This is a genomic window from Rhizobacter sp. P3_C12 (assembly GCF_056402735.1).
Window position 1 is genome coordinate 1 of the sequence record NZ_JBFUGW010000039.1, and the last position, 26,173, is coordinate 26,173.

At 68.8% G+C, this 26,173-nt stretch carries 21 protein-coding genes; 10 read left to right on the plus strand and 11 right to left on the minus strand.

Annotated elements, in window-relative coordinates:
* Together AC1DXV_RS09075 and AC1DXV_RS09080 are read left to right on the plus strand one after the other, a co-directional pair.
* Positions 1–391: uS5 family small ribosomal subunit protein (locus AC1DXV_RS09075; RefSeq protein WP_477933280.1), on the plus strand; the 391-nt coding region annotated here is incomplete at its 5' end.
* A 53-nt stretch (positions 392–444) separates the two neighbouring features.
* On the plus strand, positions 445–1,089 hold the full coding sequence (locus tag AC1DXV_RS09080; protein ID WP_477865411.1) for a DedA family protein: 645 nt from the start codon (positions 445–447) through the stop codon (positions 1,087–1,089).
* Between the two features lie 19 nt (positions 1,090–1,108).
* Here AC1DXV_RS09080 and AC1DXV_RS09085 read toward each other — a convergent pair whose 3' ends face one another.
* Positions 1,109–2,476 (minus strand): N-acetylmuramoyl-L-alanine amidase, encoded by a 1,368-nt coding sequence (locus AC1DXV_RS09085; RefSeq protein WP_477865412.1) that lies wholly within the window; start codon positions 2,474–2,476, stop codon positions 1,109–1,111.
* Complete coding sequence (gene tsaE, locus AC1DXV_RS09090; RefSeq protein ID WP_477933282.1) at positions 2,473–2,973, minus strand: tRNA (adenosine(37)-N6)-threonylcarbamoyltransferase complex ATPase subunit type 1 TsaE; 501 nt, start codon at positions 2,971–2,973, stop codon at positions 2,473–2,475. Before tsaE ends, AC1DXV_RS09085 begins: the two co-directional genes overlap by 4 nt.
* On the opposite strand from tsaE, the gene queG reads away from it, so the two are divergent.
* From queG to AC1DXV_RS09110, 4 genes are all read left to right on the plus strand, one after another.
* A complete protein-coding gene (gene queG / locus AC1DXV_RS09095; RefSeq protein WP_477865414.1) occupies positions 2,974–4,068 on the plus strand; it encodes a tRNA epoxyqueuosine(34) reductase QueG in 1,095 nt (364 codons plus the stop codon). It begins immediately after the preceding gene.
* A gap of 64 nt (positions 4,069–4,132) precedes the next feature.
* Positions 4,133–5,164, plus strand: a complete 1,032-nt coding sequence (locus AC1DXV_RS09100; protein WP_477865415.1) for a 5'-methylthioadenosine/S-adenosylhomocysteine nucleosidase — start codon at positions 4,133–4,135, stop codon at positions 5,162–5,164.
* The gene (locus tag AC1DXV_RS09105) at positions 5,161–6,207 is read left to right on the plus strand and encodes a purine-nucleoside phosphorylase (RefSeq protein WP_477865416.1); all 1,047 of its coding nucleotides are present in this window, start codon (positions 5,161–5,163) and stop codon (positions 6,205–6,207) included. Before AC1DXV_RS09100 ends, AC1DXV_RS09105 begins: the two co-directional genes overlap by 4 nt.
* A 78-nt stretch (positions 6,208–6,285) precedes the next feature.
* Positions 6,286–8,520, plus strand: coding sequence for a TonB-dependent receptor (locus AC1DXV_RS09110; protein WP_477933284.1), 2,235 nt, complete (start codon positions 6,286–6,288; stop codon positions 8,518–8,520).
* A 134-nt stretch (positions 8,521–8,654) separates the two neighbouring features.
* On the opposite strand, the gene AC1DXV_RS09115 is transcribed toward AC1DXV_RS09110, so the two are convergent.
* The gene (locus tag AC1DXV_RS09115) at positions 8,655–9,560 is read right to left on the minus strand and encodes an AEC family transporter (protein WP_477865418.1); all 906 of its coding nucleotides are present in this window, start codon (positions 9,558–9,560) and stop codon (positions 8,655–8,657) included.
* Between the two features lie 144 nt (positions 9,561–9,704).
* On the opposite strand from AC1DXV_RS09115, the gene AC1DXV_RS09120 reads away from it, so the two are divergent.
* Positions 9,705–10,682, plus strand: a complete 978-nt coding sequence (locus AC1DXV_RS09120; RefSeq protein ID WP_465113374.1) for a tripartite tricarboxylate transporter substrate binding protein BugE — start codon at positions 9,705–9,707, stop codon at positions 10,680–10,682.
* The gene (xerD, locus tag AC1DXV_RS09125; protein WP_477865419.1) at positions 10,683–11,591 is read left to right on the plus strand and encodes a site-specific tyrosine recombinase XerD; all 909 of its coding nucleotides are present in this window, start codon (positions 10,683–10,685) and stop codon (positions 11,589–11,591) included. It begins immediately after the preceding gene.
* Between the two features lie 2 nt (positions 11,592–11,593).
* On the opposite strand, the gene AC1DXV_RS09130 is transcribed toward xerD, so the two are convergent.
* The 3 genes from AC1DXV_RS09130 to AC1DXV_RS09140 all read right to left on the minus strand — a co-directional run bounded on the left by AC1DXV_RS09130 (position 11,594) and on the right by AC1DXV_RS09140 (position 19,272).
* Positions 11,594–14,176 (minus strand): PQQ-dependent sugar dehydrogenase, encoded by a 2,583-nt coding sequence (locus tag AC1DXV_RS09130; protein ID WP_477933286.1) that lies wholly within the window; start codon positions 14,174–14,176, stop codon positions 11,594–11,596.
* An 87-nt stretch (positions 14,177–14,263) separates the two neighbouring features.
* Positions 14,264–18,241, minus strand: coding sequence for an Ig-like domain-containing protein (locus AC1DXV_RS09135; RefSeq protein WP_477866332.1), 3,978 nt, complete (start codon positions 18,239–18,241; stop codon positions 14,264–14,266).
* 176 nt (positions 18,242–18,417) lie between these two features.
* Positions 18,418–19,272, minus strand: coding sequence for a MurR/RpiR family transcriptional regulator (locus AC1DXV_RS09140; protein ID WP_477866330.1), 855 nt, complete (start codon positions 19,270–19,272; stop codon positions 18,418–18,420).
* A 129-nt stretch (positions 19,273–19,401) separates the two neighbouring features.
* On the opposite strand from AC1DXV_RS09140, the gene AC1DXV_RS09145 reads away from it, so the two are divergent.
* On the plus strand, positions 19,402–19,752 hold the full coding sequence (locus tag AC1DXV_RS09145) for a hypothetical protein (protein ID WP_477933288.1): 351 nt from the start codon (positions 19,402–19,404) through the stop codon (positions 19,750–19,752).
* Between the two features lie 10 nt (positions 19,753–19,762).
* The gene (locus tag AC1DXV_RS09150; RefSeq protein ID WP_477866326.1) at positions 19,763–20,875 is read left to right on the plus strand and encodes a hypothetical protein; all 1,113 of its coding nucleotides are present in this window, start codon (positions 19,763–19,765) and stop codon (positions 20,873–20,875) included.
* Between the two features lie 13 nt (positions 20,876–20,888).
* On the opposite strand, the gene AC1DXV_RS09155 is transcribed toward AC1DXV_RS09150, so the two are convergent.
* The 5 genes from AC1DXV_RS09155 to AC1DXV_RS09175 all read right to left on the minus strand — a co-directional run bounded on the left by AC1DXV_RS09155 (position 20,889) and on the right by AC1DXV_RS09175 (position 26,147).
* Positions 20,889–21,686: an SDR family NAD(P)-dependent oxidoreductase gene (locus AC1DXV_RS09155; protein WP_477933290.1), complete on the minus strand. Its 798-nt coding sequence runs from the start codon at positions 21,684–21,686 to the stop codon at positions 20,889–20,891.
* Between the two features lie 127 nt (positions 21,687–21,813).
* A complete protein-coding gene (locus AC1DXV_RS09160; RefSeq protein ID WP_477867059.1) occupies positions 21,814–22,566 on the minus strand; it encodes an SDR family NAD(P)-dependent oxidoreductase in 753 nt (250 codons plus the stop codon).
* A gap of 8 nt (positions 22,567–22,574) precedes the next feature.
* A complete protein-coding gene (locus AC1DXV_RS09165; RefSeq protein ID WP_056819822.1) occupies positions 22,575–23,504 on the minus strand; it encodes a branched-chain amino acid ABC transporter permease in 930 nt (309 codons plus the stop codon).
* 22 nt (positions 23,505–23,526) lie between these two features.
* Positions 23,527–24,804 (minus strand): ABC transporter substrate-binding protein, encoded by a 1,278-nt coding sequence (locus AC1DXV_RS09170; RefSeq protein ID WP_477867057.1) that lies wholly within the window; start codon positions 24,802–24,804, stop codon positions 23,527–23,529.
* On the minus strand, positions 24,801–26,147 hold the full coding sequence (locus tag AC1DXV_RS09175; protein WP_477867055.1) for an ABC transporter substrate-binding protein: 1,347 nt from the start codon (positions 26,145–26,147) through the stop codon (positions 24,801–24,803). The genes AC1DXV_RS09170 and AC1DXV_RS09175 overlap by 4 nt, the downstream gene beginning before the upstream one ends.
* Positions 26,148–26,173 lie beyond the last annotated feature (26 nt).

The following is a 26,173-nucleotide window of genomic DNA, read 5'->3' on the forward strand; positions in this document are numbered from 1 at the left end:
GGTGGTCGCAAATTGCGACCACCTCGGCCAACTCAAATTCTCTCGAACGCGGCCCCATGCGTTCACCGAACACGGTGCGATTCAGGCTGCGAACGTCCTGGCAACGCCTGAAGCCGTCGAGATGGGCATCTTCGTCGTACGCGCCTTCGTTCACATGAGAGAGCTGGCTGGCGTGCACGCCGAGTTCGCCAAGCGGCTCGCCGAGTTGGAAGAGCGAACCGAAGCGCTGGCTCTGACGCAAGACACATTCAGCCGCAACACCCGCAACCAGCTGAGGCAGGTTTTCGACGCCTTGCGGGAGCTCACGACTCCACCCGATCCGCCGAAGCGTCCGATTGGATTCGTGACCGGAGAGAATGCAAACGATGATTCATCGCCACGAAGAAAGTAGGCAACGACCCGCTCGTGATGCTCTGCCCCTTCGCACAGAGATAATCGCCGCCCATGGACATCGCCCACTTCATTCTCGATTTCATCCTGCACGTCGACGTGCACCTCGCGAACTTCGTCGCGGCCTACGGCACCTGGGTGTACGCGCTGCTGTTCCTGATCATCTTCGTCGAGACCGGCGTCGTCGTGATGCCCTTCCTGCCGGGCGACTCGCTGCTGTTCGTCGTCGGTGCGCTGTGCGGTGCGGGGCTGATGAGCCTGCCGCTGTCGATCGGGCTGCTGGTGGCGGCCGCGATCCTGGGCAACCAGAGCAACTACGCGATCGGCCGCTACTTCGGGCCACGCGTGTTCCAGTGGGAGAACTCGCGCTTCTTCAACAAGAAGGCCTTCGAGCAGGCTCATGCCTTCTACGAGAAATACGGCGGCATCACGATCGTCGCCGCGCGCTTCATGCCCTTCCTGCGCACCTTCGCGCCCTTCGTCGCCGGCGTCGCGCAGATGACGCGCCGCAAGTTCACGCTGTACGACGTGAGCGGCGCGGTGCTGTGGGTCGGCGGCGTCACGCTGGCCGGCTACCTGTTCGGCAACATCCCGTGGGTCAAGGAGCACCTCGACAAGATCATCTGGGGCGCGATCCTGCTGCCGGGCTTGCTGGTGCTGTTCGGCGCTTGGAAGGCGCGACGCACGCAAGTCGCCTGACCCCGGATTGGCATCCGGGCTACAGCTGGCGTTGTCTTGCCAGCGGCGGGTTCTTCGCGAAGTAGCGCCGGATCCCGGTGGTCAGCGCGTCGACCAGTTGCAGCTGGTACTGCGGGTCGCGCAGCTTCGCTTCTTCTTCAGGGTTCGAGATGAAGGCCGTCTCGACCAGGATCGACGGGATGTCGGGGGCCTTCAGCACCGCGAAGCCGGCCTGCTCGACGCTGCCCTTGTGCAGCTTGCCGACCTTGCCGATCTGGCCCAGCACCTCGCTGCCGAGCTTCATGCTGTCCTTGATCTGCGCGGTGGTGCTCATGTCGAGCATCGCGCGCAGCACCGCGGCGTCCTTGGCCTTGAAGTTGACGCCGCCCACCATGTCGGCCGCGTTCTCCTTGTCGGCCATCCAGCGCGCCGCCGAGCTGCTCGCACCGTGCTGCGACAGCGCGAACACCGAGGCGCCGCGCGCCTTCGGCGTCAGGAAGGCATCGGCATGGATCGACACGAACAGGTCGGCCTGCACGCGCCGCGCCTTGCGCACCCGGTCCTGCAGCGGCACGAAGAAATCGGCATCGCGGGTCATCATCGCCCGAAAGCCCGGCAGTGCGTTGATGCGGTCGCGCAGTTTCAGCGCCACCTGCAGCACCACGTCTTTCTCGTGCAATCCGCTCGGGCCGCTCGCGCCGGGGTCCTCGCCGCCATGCCCGGGGTCGAGCGCGACGATGATCAGCCGGTCGATGCGCCCCTGCGACATCGGCGGCACCGTCGCGGCACCCGAGGCCAGCGGCCCGCCATGCGGCTGCGAGGCCGCGGCCACCGGCGGCTGAGGTGGCGCCGGTGCCGGCAGCGGCCTGATGTTGACGTCCGGCGGCCGGCCGATCTTGCCGATGAACTCGCCGAGCGCGTCCTGCACCTCCTGGGCGGCGCGTTGCTCGGCCTGCTCCTTGTCCTTGATCAGCGACAGCAGCGGATCGCGCTCTTCGGTCGGATAGAGGTCGAACACCAGCCGATGCTGGTACGCCGCCACCGGCGCCAGCGTGAACAGCTGCGGCGCGGTCGCCTGCTTCAGGTCGATCACCAGGCGCACCACGCGCGGCTGGTTCTGGCCGACGCGCACGCCGCCGATGAACGGGTCGTCGGAACGCACCTTGCCCACCAGCTCACGCAGCGCCGGGCTGAGTTCCAGCCCGTCGATGTCGATCACCAGCCGGTTCGGGTTCTCCGCCAGGAAGTGCTTGACCGACAGCGCCGAGTCGGATTCGAGCGTCACGCGGGTGTAGTCGGTGGCCGGCCAGACCCGCACCGCGACGATGCTCGCGCCGAAGGCGAGTTCGTTGGCGCCGAGCAGCAGCACGAGGCTGCCCAGGCCTTGCAGCGCGCCGCGCCGCTTCATGACAGCAGCTCCACGCCGAGCGGCGTCTGCGCGACCAGGCGCACGCGCCGCGGCCCCCCGCCCGCTTCGCCCGCACCCAGGTGAACGTCAGCGTCATCGAACGCGATGTCGATCCGCAGATCGGCCACGGGAAGCAGCTCCTGCGCCTTCTCCGGCCACTCGGCGATCTTCAGCCCCGGCGCCCCGAACACGTCGCGAAAGCCCGCATCCTCGAACTCCTGCGGATCCTCGAAGCGGTAGAAATCGAAATGCGAGATGACCGGTGCGCCCGGCAACGGATACTGCTCCATCACCGCATAGGTCGGGCTCTTGATGCGCCCGGTGACGCCGAGTGCCTGCAGCAGGTGGCGCGTGAAGGTGGTCTTGCCGGCCCCCAGCGGGCCGTGCAGTTCGATGAAGGCCGTGCGCAGCGAGGGATGCGCCGCCAGCCGCTGCGCGGTGGCGGCGCAGGCGGCCTCGTCGGGCCAGGGCAGCGATCGGGTTTCTAGAATCGTCAAATGACCGAAGCTCAGCAGTTGGACGGGGATGGCCTGGTCGCGCAGTTGCGCGACTGGGGCCTCGCGCTCGGATTTTCACAGATCGGCGTCGCCGATGTGGATCTGTCCTCCGCCGAGGCAGGGCTTCTGGCGTGGCTGCGCGACGGTTTCCATGGCGAGATGGGCTACATGGCCGCGCACGGCCTGAAGCGCGCCCGTCCCGCCGAGCTGGTGCCGGGCACCGTGCGCGTGATCACCGCGCGCATGGACTATCTCCCCCAGGCGACACCCGACGACTGGCAGGCCGTCGAATGGGACCGCCTCGCGTCGCCCGCGCAGGCCGCGGTGTCGGTCTATGCCCGCGGCCGCGACTACCACAAGGTGCTGCGCCACCGGCTGCAGAAGCTCGCCGATCGCCTGCAGCAAGAGGTCGGCCCGCGCGGCCACCGCGTGTTCACCGACTCGGCGCCGGTGCTCGAGGTCGAGCTCGCGTCGCGCAGCGGCATCGGCTGGCGCGGCAAGCACACGCTGACGCTGCACCGCGAGGCCGGCTCGATGTTCTTCCTCGGCGAGATCTACGTCGACCTGCCGCTGCCGCTGTCGACCCCGGTCAGCGGGCACTGCGGCAGCTGCAGCGCCTGCATCGACATCTGCCCGACGCGCGCCATCGTCGCGCCCTACCGCGTCGATGCGCGGCGCTGCATCTCGTACCTGACGATCGAGCATGCCGGGCCGATCCCCGTCGAGCTGCGACCGGCGATCGGCAACCGCATCTACGGCTGCGACGACTGCCAGCTCGTGTGCCCGTGGAACAAGTACGCGCAGCGCAGCCCGCTGCCCGACTTCGACGTGCGCGACGCACTCGCCGCGCCGACGCTGCGCGGCCTGTGGGCCTGGACCGAGGCCGACTTCCTGCGCCACACCGAAGGCAGCGCGATCCGCCGCATCGGCCACCAGCGCTGGCGCCGCAACCTCGCGGTGGCGATCGGCAACGCCTTGCGCGATCCGGCCACGCCGGCCGCCGAGCGCGAGGCGCTGGCGGATGCGTTGCAAGCCGATCGCGAGGGGGCTGACGAACTGGTGCGGGAGCACATAGACTGGGCGCTCTCCGCGTGATCCGTGGCAGTTGAGCGGCACGAACATTGCTGAACCCGATGTTGTCCTTATCGAACTGCCACGAATGATCGCCCGCCTGCTGCTGCTTCTCGCCTTCTGCCTGTCCCTCCCCGCGCATGCCGCGCCGCGCTGCCTGAGCGACTGCACGCCGCGCATCGGCATCGTCTCGGCCTTCGGCGCCGAGGCCGACATCCTGGTCGCCAACACCCAGGGCCGGCGCAGCTTCACGGTCAACGGCAACCGCTTCACGACCGGCACGCTGCGCGGCAACCGGGTCGTCATCGTGCTGAGCGGCGTCAGCATGATCAACTCGACGATGGTCACGCAGCTGATGCTGGACCACTTCCACGTGCAGCGGCTCATCATGAGCGGCATCAGCGGCGGCGTGAACCCGGCCCACCATGTCGGCGACGTGATCGTGCCCGAGCGCTGGGCGATGCCGCTCGAGGTGTACTGGAACCACGACGGCACGCCGCCCGCGCCCTGCGGTTCGCCTGGCGACGTGAGCTGCCTCGGCCTGAAGCTCGCCGAGGTCAATGGCCAGCCGGTGCCGCCCTTCGTCGGCGCGGCGCCGGTCGGGGGCCTCTTCATGCGGCAGAACTTCGTGATGAGCCGCGAGCGCGCGCCGCAGGGCGAGTTCCGCTTCGACTACGAGGCCGATCCGGCGATGCTCGAGGTCGCCCGCGCGATCCGGCCCGAGCTGGCGCGCTGCGGCCCGAAGGCCTTCAAGCCGGGCGTGGCCGAGCCCGACCCGAAGCTGTGCGTCGCGACGCAGCCGCGCGTGGTGGTCGGCGGGCGTGGCGTCTCGGGCACGCTGTTCCTCGCCAACCCGGCCTACCGCAGCTACCTGTTCGAGCAGCTGCAGGCCGAGACCTTCGAGATGGAGACCGCCGCGCTCGCGCACGTGGCCCACGCGAACGGCGTGCCCTACATCGCGTTCCGCAGCCTCAGCGACCTGGCCGGCGCGGAGGAGTTCAACGCCGACGTCGGCGCGCTGTTCTCGAGCGGGCTGGCCGAGACCAACGAAGCGGCCGTCACGATGGCCTTCCTCGAGGCCTGGAAGGCCCGTGCCACTCCCCGGAGACAACCGAAATGAAGAAGACCCCGATCCTCGCGTCCGCCGTTGCCGTTTTGCTGGCCGCGGCCGCCTCGCTGGCCCAGGCGCAAGCCCCGGCACCCGCCCCACGCCCGCTGAAGGTGCTGATCATCGCGATGTTCGAGCCCGAGGCCGCGCCGTGGATCGCGCCGATGAAGCTGACCGAGGCCATCCCGGTGCCCGGCCTGCTGCCCGAGAGCCCGGCGCTGCGCTGCAACACCGACGACGTGTGCCTGCTGACGGCAGGCATGGGGCACGCCAATGTCGCCGCCTCCACGATGGCCGTCACGCTCGACCCCCGCTTCGACCTGCGGCAGACGTACTTCCTGATCGCCGGCATCGCGGGCATCGACCCGGCGCGCGGCACGCTCGGCACGGCCGCGTGGGCGCGCTACCTGGTCGATGTCGGCATCGCGCACGAACTCGATGCACGCGAGATGCCCAAGGGCTGGGCCTCGGGCTACTTCGGCATCATGACCAAGGGCCCCGGCGAGAAGCCGAAGTTCGACTACCACACCGAGCTCGCACAGCTCGACGAGGCGCTGCTGCAGAAGGCGCTGGCGCTCAGCAAGAATGCGAAGCTCGCCGACAGCGACGCCGCCAAGGCCTACCGCAAGCGCTACAAGCAGCCGGCGGCCCGCAAGCTGCCCACCGTGACCCAGTGCGACACGCTGGGCGGCGACACCTGGTGGCACGGCGACAAGCTGGGCGAGCACGCCCGCGCCTGGACCAGGCTGCTGACCGATGGCAAGGGCACCTACTGCACGACCCAGCAGGAAGACAACGCCACCTACAACGCGCTGGCCCGGGCGGCGGCCGCCGGCCGCGTCGATGTCAAGCGGCTGGCCGTGCTGCGCACCGCCTCGAACTTCGACCGCCCCCATTCGGGGCAGAGCGCCTATGCGTCGCTGATGGCCTCGACCGCCGGCACGCCGGGCGGCTTCGTGCCGGCCACGCAGAACCTGGTCGCGGCCGGCGGGCCGCTGGTGAACGACATCGTGGCGCACTGGGACCAGTGGCGCGTCGGCGTGCCCGCGCCGTGAGCGGCGCCCGCCGATGCACCTGAACGTGGCATGGCAGTTGCTGTTGCCCTCCATTCCCTCACCCACACGGATGTACCCATGCCCCAACAAGCGGCCCCGTTCGCGCTGACCCGCGCCTCCCTCTGCATCGGACTGGCCCTGGCCGCACTGGCGGCCCAGGCCCAGGCCCAGGCCCAGGAAATCAGCGTGCTGGCCCCGGTCACCGTGACCGCCGAGCGCCGCAGCGAGAACGCGAAGGACGTACCGATGTCGATCTCGACGCTGGGCGGCGAGAAGCTCGACGTGCTGAACTCGTCCGGCGAAGACATCCGCATGCTGTCGGGCCGCGTGCCGAGCCTGAACATCGAGTCGTCGTTCGGCCGCGCCTTCCCGCGCTTCTACATCCGCGGCTACGGCAACACCGATTTCCACCTGAACGCATCGCAGCCGGTCTCGCTGATCTATGACGACGTGGTGCAGGAGAACCCGATCCTGAAGGGCTTCCCGGCCTTCGACCTCGACCGCATCGAGGTGCTGGCCGGCCCGCAGGGCACCCTGTTCGGCCGCAACACGCCGGCCGGCGTGGTGAAGTTCGAATCGGTCAAGCCGCAGCTGAAGAAGAACGAGGGCTACGGCAGCATCAGCTACGGCACCTTCGGCACCACCAACCTCGAAGGCGCGTGGAACGCATCGGCGAGCCCCGATTTCGCGGCCCGCGTGTCGATCCAGTCGCAGCACCGCGACGACTGGGTCGACAACAACTACCGCCCGGCGCAGACCGACAAGCTCGAAGGCTACGACGACAACGCGATCCGCCTGCAGGCGCTGTACCAGCCGAACAGCAGCTTCAGCGCGCTCGGCAACGTGCACATGCGCGACCTGAAGGGCACGGCGCGGCTGTTCCGCGCCAACATCATCAAGCCGGGCACCAACGACCTGGTCGACGGCTTCGACGAGAAGTCGGTCACGATCGACGGCAAGAACGAGCAGACGCTGTCGAACTTCGGCACCAGCCTGCGGCTGCGCTGGGCCTTCGACACGGTGGCGCTGAACTCGATCACCGGCTTCGAGCACCTGTACACCTACAGCCGCGGCGACGTGGACGGCGGCTACGGCGCTCCGYACGCCCCGGGCGGCGCGAACGGCCCCGGCTTCATCCCGTTCTCGAGCGAGACCTCGGACGCGCTGAACGGCCACCGCCAGTACTCGCAGGAGTTCCGCCTCGAGTCGCTGGCCGGCGGCCCGCTGAAGTGGCAGACCGGCGTCTACCTGTTCCGCGAGCGCTACCTGATCGACAGCATCAGCTACGACACCATCTTCCACGGCCCGGACACCTCGGTGCAGACCACGCAGGTCAACAACGCCTGGGCGGTGTTCGGTTCGGCCAACTACCAGTTCACGCCGCAGCTGAACGTGCGGGGTGGCCTGCGCTATACGCACGACGAGAAGTACCTCGCGACGACCACCGCCAACACGACGATCGACCGCAGCGCCGGCACCACCGCCGACACCAAGGACTCGAAGGTCAACTGGGACCTGAGCGGCACCTACGCGCTGACGCCCGATGTGAACCTGTACGCGCGCGTCGCCACCGGCTTCCGCGCCTCGAGCCTGCAGAACGCATCGGCCTTCGGCCCGCAGTCGAAGGCCGGCCCGGAGACCAACACCTCGTACGAGGCCGGCGTGAAGGCCGACCTGTGGAACAAGCGGGCGCGCACGGCGTTCAGCGTCTTCCACTACGACGTGAAGGACCAGCAGCTGAGCGCGGTGGGGGGCACGCAGAACGTGACGACGCTGGTCAGCGCGAAGAAGGCGCAGGGCCAGGGCGTGGAGTTCAACTTCGACGCCTACCTGACCGACACGCTGCTGCTGGGCCTGAACGGCAGCTACAACATGACGAAGATCAAGGACGGCGATCTCGTCGTGGCCGGCTGTGCGCAGTGCACGGTGAACGACCCGGCGGGCCCGGTGGCTGGCACGTACCACATCGACGGCAACCCGCTGCCGCAGGCCCCGAAGTGGATCGGCAACGTGACGCTGCGCTACGGCATGCCGACGGCATCGGGCGGCGAATACTTCGTCTACACCGATTGGGCGTACCGCAGCAAGATCAATTTCTTCCTGTACGAGTCGACCGAGTTCACCGGCAAGTCGCTGCTGACGGGCGGGTTGCGGCTGGGCTACCAGTGGGCCAACGGGAAGTACGAGGCGGCTGTCTTCGCGCGCAACATCACGAACGAGATCCAGGTCGTGGGGGGCATCGACTTCAACAACCTGACCGGGTTCGTCAACGAGCCGCGGACCTTCGGGGCGCAGTTCAAGGCGACCTTCTAAAACACCCGTTCGCCCTGAGCAGGGACCGAGCTTGTCGAGGGCCTGTGTCGAAGGGTTGGTGACCCGGCACAAGGGCTTCGACAAGCTCAGCCCAACCCTTCGACAGGCTCAGGGCGAGCGGTGTTGTGTGCGCATCAGGCTGGCAGTGCCGCGAGCACCGCCAGCCATACCGGGATGCTCAGCATCCCGAGCAACGTCGACAGCGTGACGAGCCCCGCCACATAGGCTCCGTCGCCACCCATCCGCGCGGCGAGCACATAGGCGCTGGAGGCCGTCGGCATCGCGGCGAACAGGACGACGATGTCACGCTGCGCCAGCGGCAACGCCAGCACGGCCGTCAGCCCGATCGCCACCGCCGGCAGCACCGCATGCCGGATCGTCAGGAAGGCCGCAGCCAGCCCCGGCGCGGCCCGCAGCCCCGCCACCCGCAGCCCCGCCCCCACCGCCATCAGCCCGACCGGCAGCGCCGCCACACCAATGCGCTGCAGCGTCGTCGCGACCGCCTCCGGAAAGCGCAGCCCGATCAGGTTCGCGATCAGCCCCGCCACCGTGCTGACGATCAGCGGATTGCGAACGATCTCGCGCATGTATGAATGCCCGCCATGGCGCGCCAGCGGCCACACCGCCGCCACGTTGCACAGCGGCACGCCCAGCGCGATCAACAAGGCCATCCACGCGACACCTTGCTGCCCACCCAGCCGCTCGGCCAGCGCCAGCGCGATGAACGAGTTGAAGCGGAACGCCGTCTGCGCACCCGACGCATGCAGCCGCGCATCCACCCCCGGCCAGCGCCGCAAAGCGTAGGACAGCCCGATGCCCACCAGCAGCATGCCGATGCCGCTGGCTGCCAGGCTCAGCGTCTGCGCCGGTTGCAGCGGGCTGCGCACGATGGAGTTGAACAGCAGCACCGGGAACAGCACGTAGTAGACGAGCCGCTCGGCGGCCTCCCAGACGGGGCGGTCCAGCGCGGTGTAGCGGCAGATGCAGAAGCCGCAGACGATCAGCAGGAAATCGGGCAGCAGCAGGAGGGCATTCGACATGCGGTCCGAGTGTGCCAGCGACACCCCGCTCCCTCGTGCTTTCCCGCTTCGTAGTTTCCACAGGGCTGCTGCCGGGCGGCGGGAGCAGGATCGCTCACAATGCCCCTCGTTTCGTGCTTCGACTCATCCGCAACAGGAGACACCATGCAACGCAGAACACTGATCGCCGCCGCTGCCCTCGCGAGCGCGCTGCTCGCCGCCCACGGCGCTGCCCAGGCCCAGGCGTACCCGACCAAGCCGGTGCGGCTGGTCGTGCCCTTCGCGCCCGGCGGCACGACCGACATCATCGCCCGCGTGGTGGCCGAGAAGATCAACGGCCCGCTGGGCCAGACGATGATCGTCGAGAACAAGGCCGGCGGCGGCGGCTCGGTGGGCGCCAACGAGATCGCGAAGGCGGCGCCCGACGGCTACTCGCTCGGCGTGGCCACCGTGTCGACGACCGCGGCCAACCCGGCGATCAACGCGAAGATCCCGTACAACCCGATCACCGACTTCACGCCGATCATCAACGTGGCGGCCACGCCGAACGTGATCGCGGTGCACCCGAGCTTTCCGGCCCGCGACTTCGCCGGCTTCCTGGCCGAGCTGAAGAAGAACCCCGGCAAGTACTCGTTCAGCAGCTCGGGCACCGGCGGCATCGGCCACCTGCAGATGGAGCTGTTCAAGAGCCTCTCCAACACCTTCGTCACGCACATCCCGTACCGCGGCGCGGGCCCGGCGCTGAACGACACGATCGCCGGCCAGGTGCCGATGATCTTCGACAACCTGCCATCCGCCCTGCCCTTCATCAAGGACGGCCGGCTGATCCCGATCGTCGTCGCAGCGCCGACGCGCCTGGCCGTGCTGCCCAACGTGCCGACCTTCAAGGAGGTCGGCTTCGAAGGCGTCAACCGCATGGCGTTCTACGGCATCTACGGACCGAAGGGCCTGCCGAGGGACATCGTCGACAAGGTCAGCGCCGCGGTGAAGAAGACGCTCGAGGATCCGGCGGTGAAGAAGCGCATCGAGGAGACCGGCTCGCTGCTGGTGGCGAACACGCCGGAGCAGTTCGCGGCACAGATCGCGGCCGAGTACGAGGTCTACAAGAAGGTCGTCGCGCAGCAGAAACTCAAGCTGGACTGATTGGACGCCTCGCCTGAACTGACGGAAAGCCACGGCGCGATCGATCGCTTCATCGACGCGCTGTGGATCGAGGACGGCCTCGCGGCCAATTCGCTGGCCGCCTACCGGCGCGACCTGGCGCTGTATGCGCAGTGGCTCGCGAAGGAGCCGAAGAAGGCGCTGAACGCCAGCACCGAGACCGACCTGCGCGCCTACGCGGTGACGCAGGTCGCCGGCAAGGCCACCAGCGCGAACCGGCGCCTGGCGGTCTTCAGGCGCTACTTCCGCTGGGCGCTGCGCGAGCACCTGGTCGTCGTCGACCCGACGCTGAAGCTGCTCGCCGCGCGCCAGCCGCTGCGCGTGCCGAAGACGCTGAGCGAAGCCCAGGTCGAGACGCTGCTGAAGACACCCGACACCGACACCCCGCTCGGCCTGCGCGACCGCACGATGCTCGAGCTGATGTATGCGAGCGGGCTGCGCGTGAGCGAGCTCGTCACGCTGAAGGCCGTGCACCTCGGGCTGTCGGACGGCGCGCTGCGCGTCACCGGCAAGGGTTCGAAGGAGCGGATCGTGCCGTTCGGCGACGAGGCGCACGCCTGGCTGCGGCGCTACCTCGACGAGGCGCGCGCCGACATCCTGAAGGGCCAGGCGAGCGACGCGCTGTTCGTCACCGGCCGCGGCGGGCCGATGACGCGGCAGATGTTCTGGCAGCTCGTCAAGAAGTACGCGCTGCAGGCCGGCATCCATGCGCCGCTGTCGCCGCACACGCTGCGCCATGCCTTCGCGACCCACCTGCTGAACCACGGCGCCGACCTGAGGGCGGTGCAGATGCTGCTGGGGCATGCGGACATCTCCACCACCACCATCTACACGCACGTGGCGCGGGAGCGGTTGAAGGCGCTGCATGCCGCCCACCATCCCCGCGGCTGACGCTACTTCACGATCACCAGGTACATGCTGATACCCGCATTGTTCAACGGCCCCAGCGTCACCGTGCCGGGGTTGAATCGCTTCTTGAAGACGCTGAACGCGCGGGTCGTGCCGCCCTCCGAGGTCGTCAGGTCGGTTCCGGTGTCGACCCAGCTGCTGTCGACCCACGACGGCAATGCGCCGCGGTTGTCGAACGCCAGGTAGACATCCGCCGCCGCGCTCAGCGAGAAGCTCGCGAGCGGCGTGCCGGTGTACGACTTCGATGCATTCGCGGTGCGCACCCAGCGGCCGCCGGCCACCGCGGCCGGCAGGCTGGCCACGGTGAACGTGCGGTCGCCATAGACGGTGTTGCCGACCTGCAGGTTGGACTGCACCGACCAGGCCGCCGAGTTGGCGCCATCGGACACCACCAGGCTGCCGATCGTCGCGACCGGCGGCGTCGTGCCGCAGCCCGTCACGCGCGCGCCGCCCCAGTCCGCGTGGTCGTAGCCGTCGCCATCGCCGCCATCGGTGACCACCAGCCGCAGCGTGTTCTTGCCGGCCACGCTCACCAGCGCCTTCTTGCGGATCTCGCCCCCGCGCGTGACGCCGCTGTCGTAGGCCAGCACGCCATCCAGCCAGACCTGGAACACGACCGAGCCGTTGTTGCCGGCCTCGCCATCGATGCCCAGGTCGCTCAGGAAGCTGCCGCTGCAGCCGCCGTTCAGCGCGAAGCTGATGTCCGACGGCGCGTGCACCCCGAGCCCCTTCAGGTAGGGCACCGAGGCCAGCGTGATCGTCTTGCCGTCGGCCGCGCCCTGCTCGCCGTTGCTGCGGTCGACCTCGTACGGCCCCCAGCCGTTGACGGGCGTCCCCACCACCGGCAGCTGGCTGACAGGCGTGCGCGGAATGATGTCGCGCGTCGCGCTCGCGGTGGCGCCCGACGAATCGCGCACCGTCAGCGTGATGCGCAGCCACATGTTGGCCTCGGTCGCCTCGAAATCCGGCACCGTGAAGCTGCCGCCCGTCGCGCCGCTGACCGGCGTCACGAACGAGTGCGCATGCGAGTCGTGCTGGAAATCGACCTTCCAGGTGAACGCGCTCGCCGGCAGCGTGCCGTCCTCCGGGTCGCTGCCGCTGCCGGTGTACGCGACCACGTCGCCGGTCGCGAAGCCCGCGCCGGCCGACGGCGTCAGGATCGTCGCGGTCGGCGAGCGGTTGGTCGTGACCGTCAGCGTCGCCGCGTTCGACGTGACGCTGCCCGACGCGTTGGTGACGATCACGCGGAAGGTTGCGCCGGTGTCGTTGACCGTCGTCGTCGCCAGCGTGTAGCTGCTGGCGGTGGCGCCCGAGATGTTGCTGCCGTTGCGCTGCCACTGGTAGCTGGTCGCGCCATCGGCACCGACGCTGAAGGTCGCCGCCGTGCCGACGTACACCGTGATGCTCTGCGGCTGCGCGGTGATGGCCGGCGCCTGGCTGCCGGTGTAGCTGATCTTGCTGACCGTGCCCGCGCCGGGTGCCGGCGTGCCGGTGCCCTGGTTGCGCGCCAGGTAATACAGCGCGCCGCTCGGCGACACGCCGATGTTGGTCGGGTTGCCGATGCCGCTCGCGAAGTTGTTGATGACCGTCGGCGAGGCCAGGCTCAGCGACTTGATCGTGCCGTTGCAGAAGTCGGCGAAGAACAGCTGGCCGACGTAGCTCGCCGGGAAGCGCGCGGTGGCCGGGTTGTAGAACTGCGTGCCGGTGATCGAGCAGCCCACCGAATGCGAGTAGGCGTAGATCGGGTTGATGTACGAGGCGTTGCTGCCGGTACCCTCCACCGCCGGCCAGCCGTAGTTGCCGCCGGCCTGGCCGCGGTTGATCTCCTCCCAGCTGCCCTGGCCGACGTCGCCGATCACGATCGCGCCGGTGGTCGGCTGGATGTCCAGCACGAACGGGTTGCGGAAGCCGAGCATGTAGTTGGCCTTGTACGCGCTCGCGTTGTTGAAGAACGGGTTGTCCGACGGGATGGTGCCGTCGGCGTTGATGCGCAGCACCTTGCCGAAGGCGCTCGCGAGGTTCTGCGAGTTCGAGGTGGCGACCGGCTGCGGGTTGTCCTCGTGGTTGCCGACCGCGACGTACAGCTTGCCGTCGGTGCCGAAGCGCATCGCGCCGCCCATGTGCCACTTGGTCGCACTCGGGATGTCGGGCAGCTCGAAGACCACGCGCTCGCTGCCGGCCACCACGGTGTCGGCCGCCTCGGTGACGCGGATCACGCGGTTGCGCGAGACGCTGCCGACCACCGTCGAGCAGTAGAAGTAGACGTAGTGGTTGGTCGCGAAGGCGGGGTCGGGCACCACGCCCAGGCAGCCGCGCTCGTTGCTCGAGTCGACATTGGCGAAGGCGTGGAAGTTGGCCGCCAGCATCGCGTCGTTCTTGATGATGCGCACGATGCCGTTCTGCTGCACGACCAGCACGCGGCCATCGGGCATCACCGCCATCGAGGTCGGGCTGGTGAGGCCGGTCGCGACCTGGGCGTCGACGAAGCCGGTGGGGACGCTCGCCGCCTGTGCGAAGCCGGCAACCAGCAGGCCGGCCGCGAGCCACAGTGTTCTGAACAAGCTCATGAAGTCTCCTCGTAGCCCGGATGCCAATCCGGGGGTTGTCGTTCACGTTTCACCGCCGCTCCCGGATTGGCATCCGGGCTACGAGGGTCACTTCACTATCACCGAGTACATGCTCACGCCGGTGTTGTTCAAGGACCCGAGCGTCACTGTCCCGGCCGGGAAGTTCTTGCGGTACAGCACGAAGGTGCGACCCGGCGATTCGCTGTTGACGATCTGCAGCCCGGAGCTGGTCCAGCCGCTCATCCACGACGGCGCGCTCGTGCGGTTGTCGATGCCCACGTACACGTCGGCCGCCTGGCTGATCGTGAAGCTGGCCAGCGTCGCGCCGGTGTAGGCGCGCGACAGGTTGGCGCTGCGGATCCACGCCGATCCGGCCAGCGCCGCCGGCACGCTGGTGACGGTGTAGGTGCGGTCGCCGTACTGCAGGTTGCCGGCCTGCAGGTTCGACACCAGCGCCCAGCCGCCGGCGTTCGCGGTGTCGTTCACCGACAGGTTGCTCAGCACCACGCCGGCCGCGCCGTCAGTGCTGTCGTCGATCTGCAGCAGGTAGCTCACCAGCTGCTGGCGCTGCGCGGCCGTCAGGCTGCTGGCCGCGCCGTGCAGGCCGGCCGGGTTGGCGGTGGTCAGCACGTCCATCAGCGTCGCGGCCGAGCCGTCGTGCAGGTAGGGCGCGCTGTCCCACACGCCACGCAGCGTCGGCGTGTCGATGCCGGTCAGCGGGCCGCCCAGGCGCTTGCCCGACGAGGCCTTGATCGTGCCCACATCGTGCAGCACGCCGGTCGCGCTGTCGGTGAAATCGGCGCCCGAGTGGCAGCTGCTGCACTGGCCGGCGCCCTTGAAGATCGCCTGGCCGGCCACGCCGTCGGCGGTCAGCGTGCCGTCGGCATTGCGGTACGGGCTCGGGCCCACGGTGGCGAGCGAGCTGACGTAGGCCGCCAGCGCATCGAGCTCGGCGCTGACGCCCGCCTTCGCATTGCCCAGCGGCTGGTTGCGCGTGCCGGTGTTGAACTGCGCATCGGTCATGAAGCCGGTGCCGCCGAACGCGTTGCGCATGTCGTGCTCGAAATCCTGGATCTCGTCGAAGTTCGCGCTCCAGTGCACCCGGCCCTGGCCGGTGCCGCGCCGGCCGTTCAGCACCGTGGTGTTGCGCAGGCCCTCGCCGCGGTCGGTGAAGTCCATCACGCGGCCATCGTGCCCACCGTCCTGGTGGCAGGTCGCGCACGAAATGTACTTGTCGCGGTTCATGCGCCGGTCGTCGGCGTTGTAGAAGATCTGCTTGCCCTGGAACACCTGCGCCGAGAGCGGCTCGGACGAGACCGCCGCCACGTCGGTGATCTTGCTCGCGACGTTGCTGGTCGCGTTCAGGATGCCGTTCACGTCGTACACGCCGACGTTGCGCGACATGAAGTTCTGCACGTACAGCCGGCCGTTGGGCGTCAGCAGCAGGCCGCGCGGTGCGCGGCCGACGTTGACGATGCCGGTGCTGAGCTGGCGCGTGTAGGCATCGACCACCTCGATCTGGTTGGTGCCCTGCGTCGAGACGAAGGCGTAGTCGCCGAGCGGGCTGAAGACCACCGCGTTCGCGAGCTCGCGGTCGTTCAGGTCGATGCGATCGGCCAGCACCTCGGCATTGGTGTCGAGCGCGACCTGCGAGACGACGGTGCGCACCGTGCTCTCGAAGGTCAGCGCCTGGCCGTCGCGGAAGCTGCCGCGCAGCGTGTTGTCCTTCTTCGACGGGATCCAGGCGCGCTGGCCGTCCGGCTGGATCGCGATCGAGGTGATGAAGTTCGGCACGCCGCGGCCGCTCGCCTCGGTATCGGGGCCGGGATCGGTCGCGAGCGCGAACGTGCGGGTGACGGCGCTCAGCGCCGCGTTCACCTCGATCACCTCGCCGCGCGCGGCCGGCGAGAGATAGCGGGTGACGAGCACGCGCGACGAGTCGCCGCTGATCGCGATGCCGCGCGGCACCGCGCCGAGCGACAGCGTGGCCTGCACCGCACCGGTGGTCGGGTGCAGCTTGACGACGCCCTGCGAGCCCGACAGCGACACGTAGGCGGCATTACCGGCCGGGTTGAAGACGATGCCGAACGGCCGCGAGCCGTTGCCGAGCGCGATCGACTGCACCAGGCCGCCGCTCGCCGGGTCGAGGATGCTGATGTCGCCCGAGCCGAAATTGGCGACCCACAGACGGCCGTCCGGTGCGAACGCGAGCGTCTGCGGGTTGGTGCCGACGCCGACCTCCAGCGCCCGCGTGTTGTTCGCGGTGTTGATCGCGCTGACGGTGTTGCTGTCGGAGTTGACGACCCAGACGCGGCTGCGGCCGGCGTCGTACGCGATGGTGCCGGTGCTGCGCGGCGCGTTGGCGGTGGGCGCGGTGTGGATGGTCTGGTTGGCCGAGCAGGTGCTGGTCTGCGTGCCGCTGCGCACCGACAGGATCACCGGGTAGTGGCGCGGCGCGGTGTAGGTGTGGCTGGCCGACGGCGTGGTCGAGAAGGCGGTGCTGCTGCCGTCGCCGAAGCTCCACGAATACTGCAGGCTGGCGCCGCTGGTGGAGGCCGGCGCGAACGACTGGCTGCTGTTGACCAGCGCGGCGCTGCGCGGCGCGAGCGTGCAGGCCACGGCCGCGCTGCCGGCGGTCGTGAAGCGCGAGCTGAACGCGGCGATCGCGTTGCCGTTGTCGTCCTTCATGCCGCCGGCGGGCACCACCACCTCGTAGGTGGTGCCGGGAAAGAGCGGCGCGTCGGGCGCGAAGTTCAGCACGCCGGACTGCCCGCTGTAGCGTCCGGGCAGCGTCGAGCCGCCGAGCGGGCGCACGATGAAGCTGGTGTTGGAGACGGTGCGCAGGTCGATGTGCGCGGTGGTGGTCAGGCCGATGCGGCTCGTCACCGGCATGCTGGCCGCGTTGTTCTTCGGCGAGACCATGTTGACGCTCGGTGTCTGCGTCCACGGGGCCGCCTGGTGCGGCACGATCGCGCTGCCCGAGCCGTGGTCGTTGCCGATCAGCACCAGGTTGCCGAACACGGTGCCGAAGTCTTCGTCGCGGCCGGAGATGTTGGAGGTGCCGGTGCCGGCGGTGGCGCCGGTGGCGAGGTCGACCTTCGAGTACTTGACCGAGAAGCCCGAGTGCGCGTAGCCGCCCTGCACCGAGACGTAGCCGCCCTTGCCGCCCTGGTCGGCCGACACCGCGGTCTGCGTGAAGACCGCCGGGTTGCTGATGTCGAACACATGCAGCTTGTTGTCGGTGCCGGCGGTGACGATGCGCTCGCCGTTGAGGATGCCGCTGTACTGGCCGGGCGTGGTCGCGCTGGAGCCGATCAGGCGCGGGTTGACGGGATCGCTGATGTCGAGCGTCACCAGGCCGGCGCCGTCGGTGCTGGTCATCGCCAGCAGGTTGCCGACCGCGAAGGTCGGGCCGACGCGGAAGCCGCCCCAGGTGCTGGTCGGGATGGTCTTCACGTAGACCGGGTTGCGCGGGTCGGCCGCATTGACGATCAACAGGCCGTTGCCCGAGCCGCCGACGTAGACGTAGGGCGCCTGCCAGAACGCCCACCAGGCGCCGAGCGCGTAGTCGGACTCCTGGATGCCGGGCAGCACCAGCTGGCTCAGCTGCACCGGCGCGAGCGGGTTCGTGAAGTCCCAGAACATGATGCCGTTGATGGTCTGCATCACCGCATGCTTGCCACCGTTGGCGAAGCCGAAGCCGTGCGGCTCGCGCAGCGCGGTCACGTCGGTCTGCGACACCTTCACCGGCGAGCGCGGGTTCGAGATGTCGTAGAACGAGAAGCCGCCGCCCGACACGCCGGAGTCCTTGCCGAACGGCACGAACAGGTAGCCCTCGACCATCTGCACCGTGCCCTCGCCGCGCGCGCTGCCGGCCACCGCACTGTGGATGACGGAGATCGGCTTGAGGACTTCGGAGGCGCTGTAGGTGAGGTTGGGCAGGCCCGGCCCGGCGGCGCTGGCGGTACCGGTACCGGCCGCGCACAGCGTGGCGGCGATCGGCAGCGTCCGGACGACACGAAGAATGCGCGCAGCCCAACGCGCGCGCCGAAGGTGCTTGAACATCGTTTGTCTCCATCAGTGGCCGCGCGCCGGTGGTCCGGTGCTGCGGATGCTGCGTGGAACGTTTGTTGAATGAACGTTCTACACAACAATATCAAAGAACATTTGTTCTTATATCAGCCACGAGGAGGGGTGTCAATCGGGGACGGGATGGGTGGCACGTGGGGGAAGAACCGCGATCAGGTGCGCGGCCGCACGGCCTTCGCACCCTTCCCCGCCTCCGCCAGCTGATGCCCCGCCCCCACCACCAGCGCCTGCGACAGGCACAGCGGCGCCACCAGCGAGCGGAACGGGCGGTCGGAGGCGAGGCCGAGCTCAAAGCACACCGTCGCCGACGGCTTCAGCGGCGACAGTGGGCTGTCGGTGATCGCGATCACGCGCACGCCGCGGGCGTGCACCGACGCGGCGGCGTCGACGACCTCCTGCGAATAGCTGTGGAAGCTGGTCGCGATCAGCACCTCGCCGCGCTCCAGGTTGCGCAGCGTCTCCTGCAGCATGCCGCCCACGCCGTCGAGCAGGTGCACCCGCAGGTCGAGCTGGCTCAGCGCATAGGCCAGGTAGCAGGCGACCGGGAAGGCGCGCCGCTGCGCCAGCACATGCACGCGCGGCGCCGTGCACAGCAGCTTGATCGCCGCCGTGAGGTCGGCCGCGCGCACGCTCTCCTCGAGCTGGCCGAGCTCGGACACCGCGTCGCCGACGAACTGGCTCAGCAGCCCCGCCCCCTTGGTCGCCGGCTGCCCCTGGCGGCGCTGCCGGTCGATGCGCTCGCGGTAGCTGCTCGAGCGCTCGACCAGGTGCCCGCGGAACACCTGCTGCATCTCGGAGAAGCCCTTGAACTCCAGCGCATTCGCGAAGCGGATCAGCGACGAGGGCTGCACCTTCGCCGATTCGGCCACCGCCGCCACCGTGCCGAGCGCCAGCTCGTTCGGCTGGTCCAGCGCATAGCGCGCGATGCGCTGCAGCTGCTGCGGCAGCTCAGGGTAGGCCTGCTCGATGGCAGCCTTCAATTCGTCGTAACGGGTGGCCCGGGTCATCCATGAAACTTATCATGAACAAACGTTCTTCCTGCCCCCGGCACACCACATTCGTTCGACCTCCTCAAAGGGAAGGATTCCACGGGACTGATGGCGACGGCAGACTGCGCCCGAACTTCCGGAGCCCCCATGAGCATTGCCGTAGTCACCAAGGACGTCGCCGTCACGCAGCCCGTCGTGCTGCAGTTGAAGGACAGCAGCGGCGCCCACGTCATCCTGACGGTGTCGATCGAGAACCGCGCGCCGGTCACCCACGCGTTCRCCTTCGACGAGGGCGAGCTGAAGGTGCCGCTGGACCTGCCGCCCGGCAGCTACGACTGCAGCTTCACGGTGCAGGCCTTCAAGCACGGTGCGCTGAACGGCATGTACGACTCGGAGATCCTGTTCAACAGGAAGAGTGCCGGCCGGGCGAAGGGCAACATCGCCGGGGCGCGCTCGTTCGACGTCGGCTTCGACGATTTCAAGCTGACCGTGAGCTGAGGAACACCGCATGCGAATCCATACCCTCGGCACCACCGCCGCGCTCCTGCTGACCCTCTCGTTGCCGTCCTGGGCCGCCGACAAGACGGCGACGGACGTGCTGAACGACTACCTGGTCGACATCAACGGCGGCTCCGTCTCGGCCGCCGGGCTGGTCGGCCTGGACAAGGGCGTCACGCAGGTCGAGACCTCGCAGGACATCATCATGGCCCTGCAGCCGCTGGCGTCCGGCGACAACAAGTCCACCTTCGGCCTGGCCATCACGCCGGCCCGCACCGCGCTGATGCCGATGTCCGGCGCGACCTACGTCAGCAGCAACCTCTACCGTCTGCTGGGCAGCCTGACGCTCAGCTACGCGCAGAACAAGGCAACGCTCTCCGGCGTGGACTACGACAAGTCGGCGTTCTCGCTCGGCACGGTCTACTACTTCTCGAAGGAGGACGATCCGATCTTCATCGGCAACCGCGCGTTCAAGGCCTGCATCACGCCGGAGATCGCGCAGAAGAACGCGGCCGACATCGATGCGATCGTGAAGAACACGGCCCTCTCGAAGGAGGCGAAGCAGGCCGCCCTCGACGCGTTGACGGCGGCCGCCGACAGGCCGCTGTCCAGCTGCATCGACGAGACGCTGAAGAAGGAAGCCCGCTGGAACGCCCCCAAGGCCTCGCTGACCTACGGCCAGGCCAGGATCGAGCAATCCGGCGGCGACAGCTACAAACTCGCGAAGACGGCGACGCTGAACCTGCAGTACGGCATCGGCAGCTCGGGGCTGCTGGCCGCCTCGATCCGCTACACGCACAAGGGCCTGGAACTTGCGTCGCTGGGTACCCCAGGCGGTCCGACCTACAAGACCTCGTCGCTGGTGGTGGCCCGCTACATCTATGGCGACCAGGAGGGAACGGGGTTCCGCACCATCCTGGAAGCGAGCAACGCCCGCGCGTCGTCGCCCACCGTGAACCAGGAGGCCTTCATCTACGCCTTCGGTCTCGACAAGAAGGTGTCGCCCGGGATCTGGCTCGAGCTGCGCGTCGGTCGCAACCGCTCGCTGGAAGACGGCAAGGAGCAGACGACGACGCTGATGAACCTGAACTTCTCGCCGTCGCTGATGCAATTCAAGCTGTAGCCCCTGCCCGGGGTCACTGGGTGGCCGTCAATCCGCCATCCAGGTACAGCACCTGACCCGTCACGAAGGCCGCGCCGGGTCCGCAGAAGAACACCGCGGCAGCGGYCACGTCCTGCGGCTCGGCCACGCGCCCGAGCGGAATGCGCCCGAGGATGTGCTCGCGCGTCGCCGGGTTGTTCAGCCAGTGCGCGCCCATCTCGCCGCGCACCACCGTCGGCGCGATGCCGTTCACCGTGATGCCGTGCGCCGACAGCTCGACCGCATGCTGCTTGATCAGCATCACCAGCGCGCCCTTGGTCGCGCAGTACGCCGAGTAGCCCCTGTCGCGCATGCCCAGTTGCGCGCGCACCGACAGCAGGTGCAGCTGTCGCCCCGGCGCCCGGCCGGCCGCGACGGCCTCGACCTGGTGCCGCCCTGCCGCCTGGGCCAGGAACATCGCCGCCTTCAGGTTGACCTGCACGACCTCGTCGAACGCGTCCTCGGTGACCTCGGCCAGCCGCTCCTCGCGCTGGATGCCGATGCAGTTGACCAGCAGGTCGAGCGCGCCGAAATGCCGCGCCACCGCATCGACCGACCCGCGCACGCTGTCGACCGAATGCGCGTCCATCGCGAGGCCCAGCGCGTCGCCGCCCTGCGCGCGCAGCGCTGCGGCCAGGCTCTCGGCCTTGTCCGCGCTGCGCCCCGAGACCGCGACGCGCGCGCCGGCCCCCACCAGCGCGCGCGCGATCGCCTCGCCGATCCCCCCATAGCCCCCCGGCACGTAGGCCACGCGCCCCTGCAGGCCGAACAGCCCGATCAGATCCAAGCTCATCAATCGCTCCGCCATGTGAGTCGTCTCGTCGCAAAACCCAGCGGACTCCGTGGAACCGGCTTTGCCGGGCCACTGGAGTCGCCCCCTCGAGGGGGAGGCGCGCAGCGCCTCGGGGGTGGGCCATCCATCAGTCCATCAGCAGGCCGCCGTTCTGGTCCAGCACCTCGCCGGTGATGAACCCCGACAGCGGCGATGCGAGAAAGCTCACCGCATGCGCGAACTCCTCGGGCTCGCAGAAGCGGCCGACCGGGATCTGCTGCAGCAGCGCCTGCCGCTGCGCCTCGTTCAGCTGCTCGGTCACCATCGGCGTGCGCACATAGGCCGGCGCGATCGCGTTCGCGGTGACGCCATGCGCCGCGAGTTCGCGCGCCAGCGAGAAGGTCAGCGCACTCATCGCCCCCTTCGACACCGAGTACGCGGTGCCGGCGGTCAGCCCGCCGGTCTTCGCGGCCAGCGAGCTGGTGTTGATGATGCGGCCCCAGCGCCGCGCCTTCATCGCCGGCACCACCGCCTGCGACCACAGCATCGCGCCGTCGAGGTTGGCGCCGAGCACGCGGTGCCATTCGGCGAGCGACGTGGCCTCGATCTTGTTGTTCGACAGCACCCCGGCGTTGTTGACCAGGATGTCGACCTCGCCGAAGCGCTCGCGCACCTGCGCATGCGCCGCACGCACCGACTCGGCCTGCGAGATGTCGCAGGCCACCGCCAGCACCGCGTCGCCATGGCGGGCCGCGAGCGATTCCATCGACGCGAGCGACAGGTCGATCATCGCGACACGGCAGCCATCGGCGCGCAGCGCGTCCACCACCGCGCGGCCCATCGTGCCGCCGGCGCCGGTGACCAGCGCGAGCTTGCCTTCCAGGGGAGTTGAAGTCTTCATGTATCCGCTCATGTGTCGAGAACACTCTTTTTGCCGAACAACCCGCGCGAGCGGAACGTGACGACGCCGATGAACAGCAGGTACATCGACATCAGCGACCATTCGGAGGCATACGCCCCCGTGAGACCGGTGACCAGCCCGACCAGCAGGCCGGCGATCACCGCGCCCCACAGCGAGCCGACGCCGCCGAGCACGATGATCAGGAAGGCCGGCACCACCGCGTCGACCCCGACCTGCGGCCGGATGCCCCAGATCGGCGCCATCACGACACCAGCCAGCGCCGCCAGCGCCACGCCGAGCGCGAACACCGCCGAGCGCAGCCGCGACAGGTTGATGCCGAGCGCGCGCACCATCTCGCTGTCGTGCGCACCCGCCTTGATGATCGCGCCGTACGGCGTGCGCTCCAGGAACAGCCACAGCGCCGCGATCGCGAGGATCGCGAAGCCGCTCGCGAACACACGGTAGCGCGAATAGATCAGGTCGCCCATCAGGAACGCCCCCGAGATCGCCTGCGGCAGCGGCATCTGCTGCTCGTTGCTGCCCCACACCAGGCGGATCAGCTCCTCGATCAGCAGCGCCGCGCCGAAGGTGAGCAGCAGCCCGTACAGCGGGTCGCGCCCGTAGGTGCGGCGCAGGCAGGCCTCGAGCACCAACCCGACCAGCCCGACCACCAGCGGCGCCGCGAACAGCGCGATGCCGTAGCGCGTGCCCAGCGGCAGCGCCATGTAGGCCGCCTGCGCCTCGGGAAACCAGCCGAGCTTCGGCGCCAGCAGGAACAGCGCGACATACATGCCGAGCGCGAACAGCGAGCCGTGCGCCAGGTTGATGGTTTCCATCACGCCGACGATCAGCATGAAGCCGAGCGCGATCAGCGCGAACAGCAGGCCCAGCGTGATGCCGTTGGCCAGGTGCGGCAGGAGGGAGATCAGCATGTCCATGGTCGGATCCGCATCGAAAGGTTCAGGGTTCGTAGGAGGGCGTGGCCGCCAGCGGCTCGAGCTTGCAGGCGGGCGCGCTGTCGGCGTCCTGCACCTCGTCCGGGCGCACGCGCGCGAGGATGCGGAACAGGTCGTCGGGCTGGTCCGGCATCGAGTTGTAGGCGGCCACGTACACCGTCTGCTGCAGCTGGTGGGTCTGCGGGTTCATCCACGCATCGAAGTGCTGCATGCGGTCGGCGGCCGGCACGCGCAGCGCCTCCAGCTCGGTGATCAGCTTCAGGTTGTTGGTGGTGCCGGTGCGCTGGACCGCGCGCAGCAACTCGCGCGTGGCCATGTAGCCGTTGAAGAACACGTTGCCCGGCGTCTTCAGCCGGTACTCGGGCCAGGCCTTGCGGTAGCGCGCGACGAACTCCGGCACGCCGGCCAGCGCCAGCCGCCAGTACCAGGTGGTGCCGAAGATGCCGAACAGCGCCTGGCGGCCGAGGCCGTAGACATCGGGCCAGTCCCGCTGGTTGTTGATCCAGCCGACGCTGCGGTCCATGCCGGCGCTCTGCACCTGCGTGCGCAGCTGCTTCTGGTCGTCGCCGCCCACTGCGGTGGCCACCACGCCGGGCTTCAGCGAACGGATCTTCGCGAGCACCGGCTGGAAATCGCGCGTGCCCTGCGGCACCAGGATCTCCTCGACGACCTGCCCGCCGTTGGCCTCGACGATGCGGCGGATGCCCTTGGCCGTCGTGTGGCCCCACAGGTAGTCGCTGGTGACCAGCACCCACTGCCGGCCGAAGCCGGTCATCGCGCCCTTCACGACCGAGATCGAGAAGTTGGTGCCGTTGGCGTCCCAGACGAACTTGACGCGGTGGCATTCGGCACCGGCCTCGCTCGGCGAGCTGGAGTTGCTGTTGAAGTAGACGCAGCCGTACTTCTGCGCCACGCGCGACATCGCGCTCGCGACGCCCGAATGCACGCCGCCGAGCAGGAACGCCACCTCCTGCTGGCGGATCATCTTCTCGGCCACGCCGATCGCCGTCGCCGGATCGCCGGCGGTGTTCTCGTGCGTCGCCTCGATGCGGCGCCCGAGCACGCCGCCGCGCTCGTTGAACTCGGCGATCGCCATGCGCATGCCCAGCTGCTCGTCCTGGCCGCTGGCGGCATAGGGCCCGCTGTCGTCGGTGGCCAGGCCGATCAGCAGCGGCTTCTTCTGCTTCGCCTGGGACCACGCATGGTGGTGGGCCCAGGGTCCGCTGAAGCCGGCGACGGCACCGACGCCGCCGAGCAGCATGCGCCTGCGAGCGTGGGTCATTGCTGGTACGAGGGCGTCGCGTCGTAGCTCTCGAGCTTGCAGGCCTTCTGCGCCTCCGCATCGACGACCTCCTTCGGATCCACGTTCGACAGGATCTTGAAGATGTCGTCCTTCTCGGCCGGCGCCTCGTTGTAGCTCGCCATGTAGATGGTCTGCTGCACCTGGTGCGTCACCGGGTCCATCCAGGCATCGAAGTGCTGCAGCCGGTCGCGCGCGGGCATCTTGCGACCCTCCAGCTTCTTGATCACCGCGATGTTCTGCGTGGTGCCGGCCTCTTCCACGCAGCGCAGCAGCTCGCGCGTCGCCATGTAGCTGTTGTGATAGACGTTGCCTGGCACCTTGATCGCCATGCCCGGGAACTGCTTCTGGTAGGCCGCGACGAACTCCTTCACGCCCGGCAGGTCGAGGCGGTAGTACCAGGTGGTGCCGAACACGCCGAAGATCGATTCCGGACCGAGCCCGTACACGTCCGGCCAGTCCTGCTGGTTGTTGATCCACGCCATGCTCTTCTGCAGGTTCAGCTGGATGACCTGCTGGCGCAGGGCCTTGATGTCGTCGCCGCCGATCGCGGTGGCCACCGCATTGGGCTTCAGCTGCTGCAGCTTCAGCAGGTACGACGAGAAGTCGCGGGTGTTCTGCGGCACCAGCAGCTCCTCGACGATCTTGCCGCCGTTGGCCTCGACGATCGCGCGCGTCGCCGCCGAGGTGGTGCGGCCCCACACGTAGTCGTTGGTCAGCAGCACCCAGTTCTTGCCGTTCACCTTGATCGCGTTCTTGACGATCGCGTGCGCGAAGTTGGTGCCGTTGCCGTCCCACACGAACTTGACGCGGTGGCAGTCCTTGCCGGCCTCGGTCGGCGAGCTGGAGTTGGTGTTCAGGAAGATCGTGCCGTACTTCTGCGCGACCTGCGAGATCGCGTTGGCCACGCCCGAGTGCAGCGCGCCGACCAGGAAGGCCACCTCGTTGCGCGTGATCATCCGCTCGGCGATGCGCGAGCCCGAGGCCGGCGTGGTCTCGGTGTCCATGTGCAGCGCCTCGATGCGCCGGCCGAGCACGCCGCCCTTGTCGTTGTATTCCTTGATGGCCATCATCGCGCCGAGCCGTTCCTCGCCGCCGCTCGCGCCGTACTGGCCGGAGGCGTCCATCGTCAGGCCGATCACCAGCGGCTTGGCCGTGGCCGCCTGGGCCCAGACGCGGTTGTGCGCCCACGGGCCGAAGAAGGCGGCCGGCGCGGCGGCCGCCACGGCGCCGGCCTTCAGCAGGCTGCGCCGTCCGGTGTCAGGTGTGCCCGTCTCCGCGGCGCCGGTATCGATCGCCTGAACTTCTTTCGTCGACTTGTCCATGCTTGTCTCCAGGGTTGTTGTGGTGG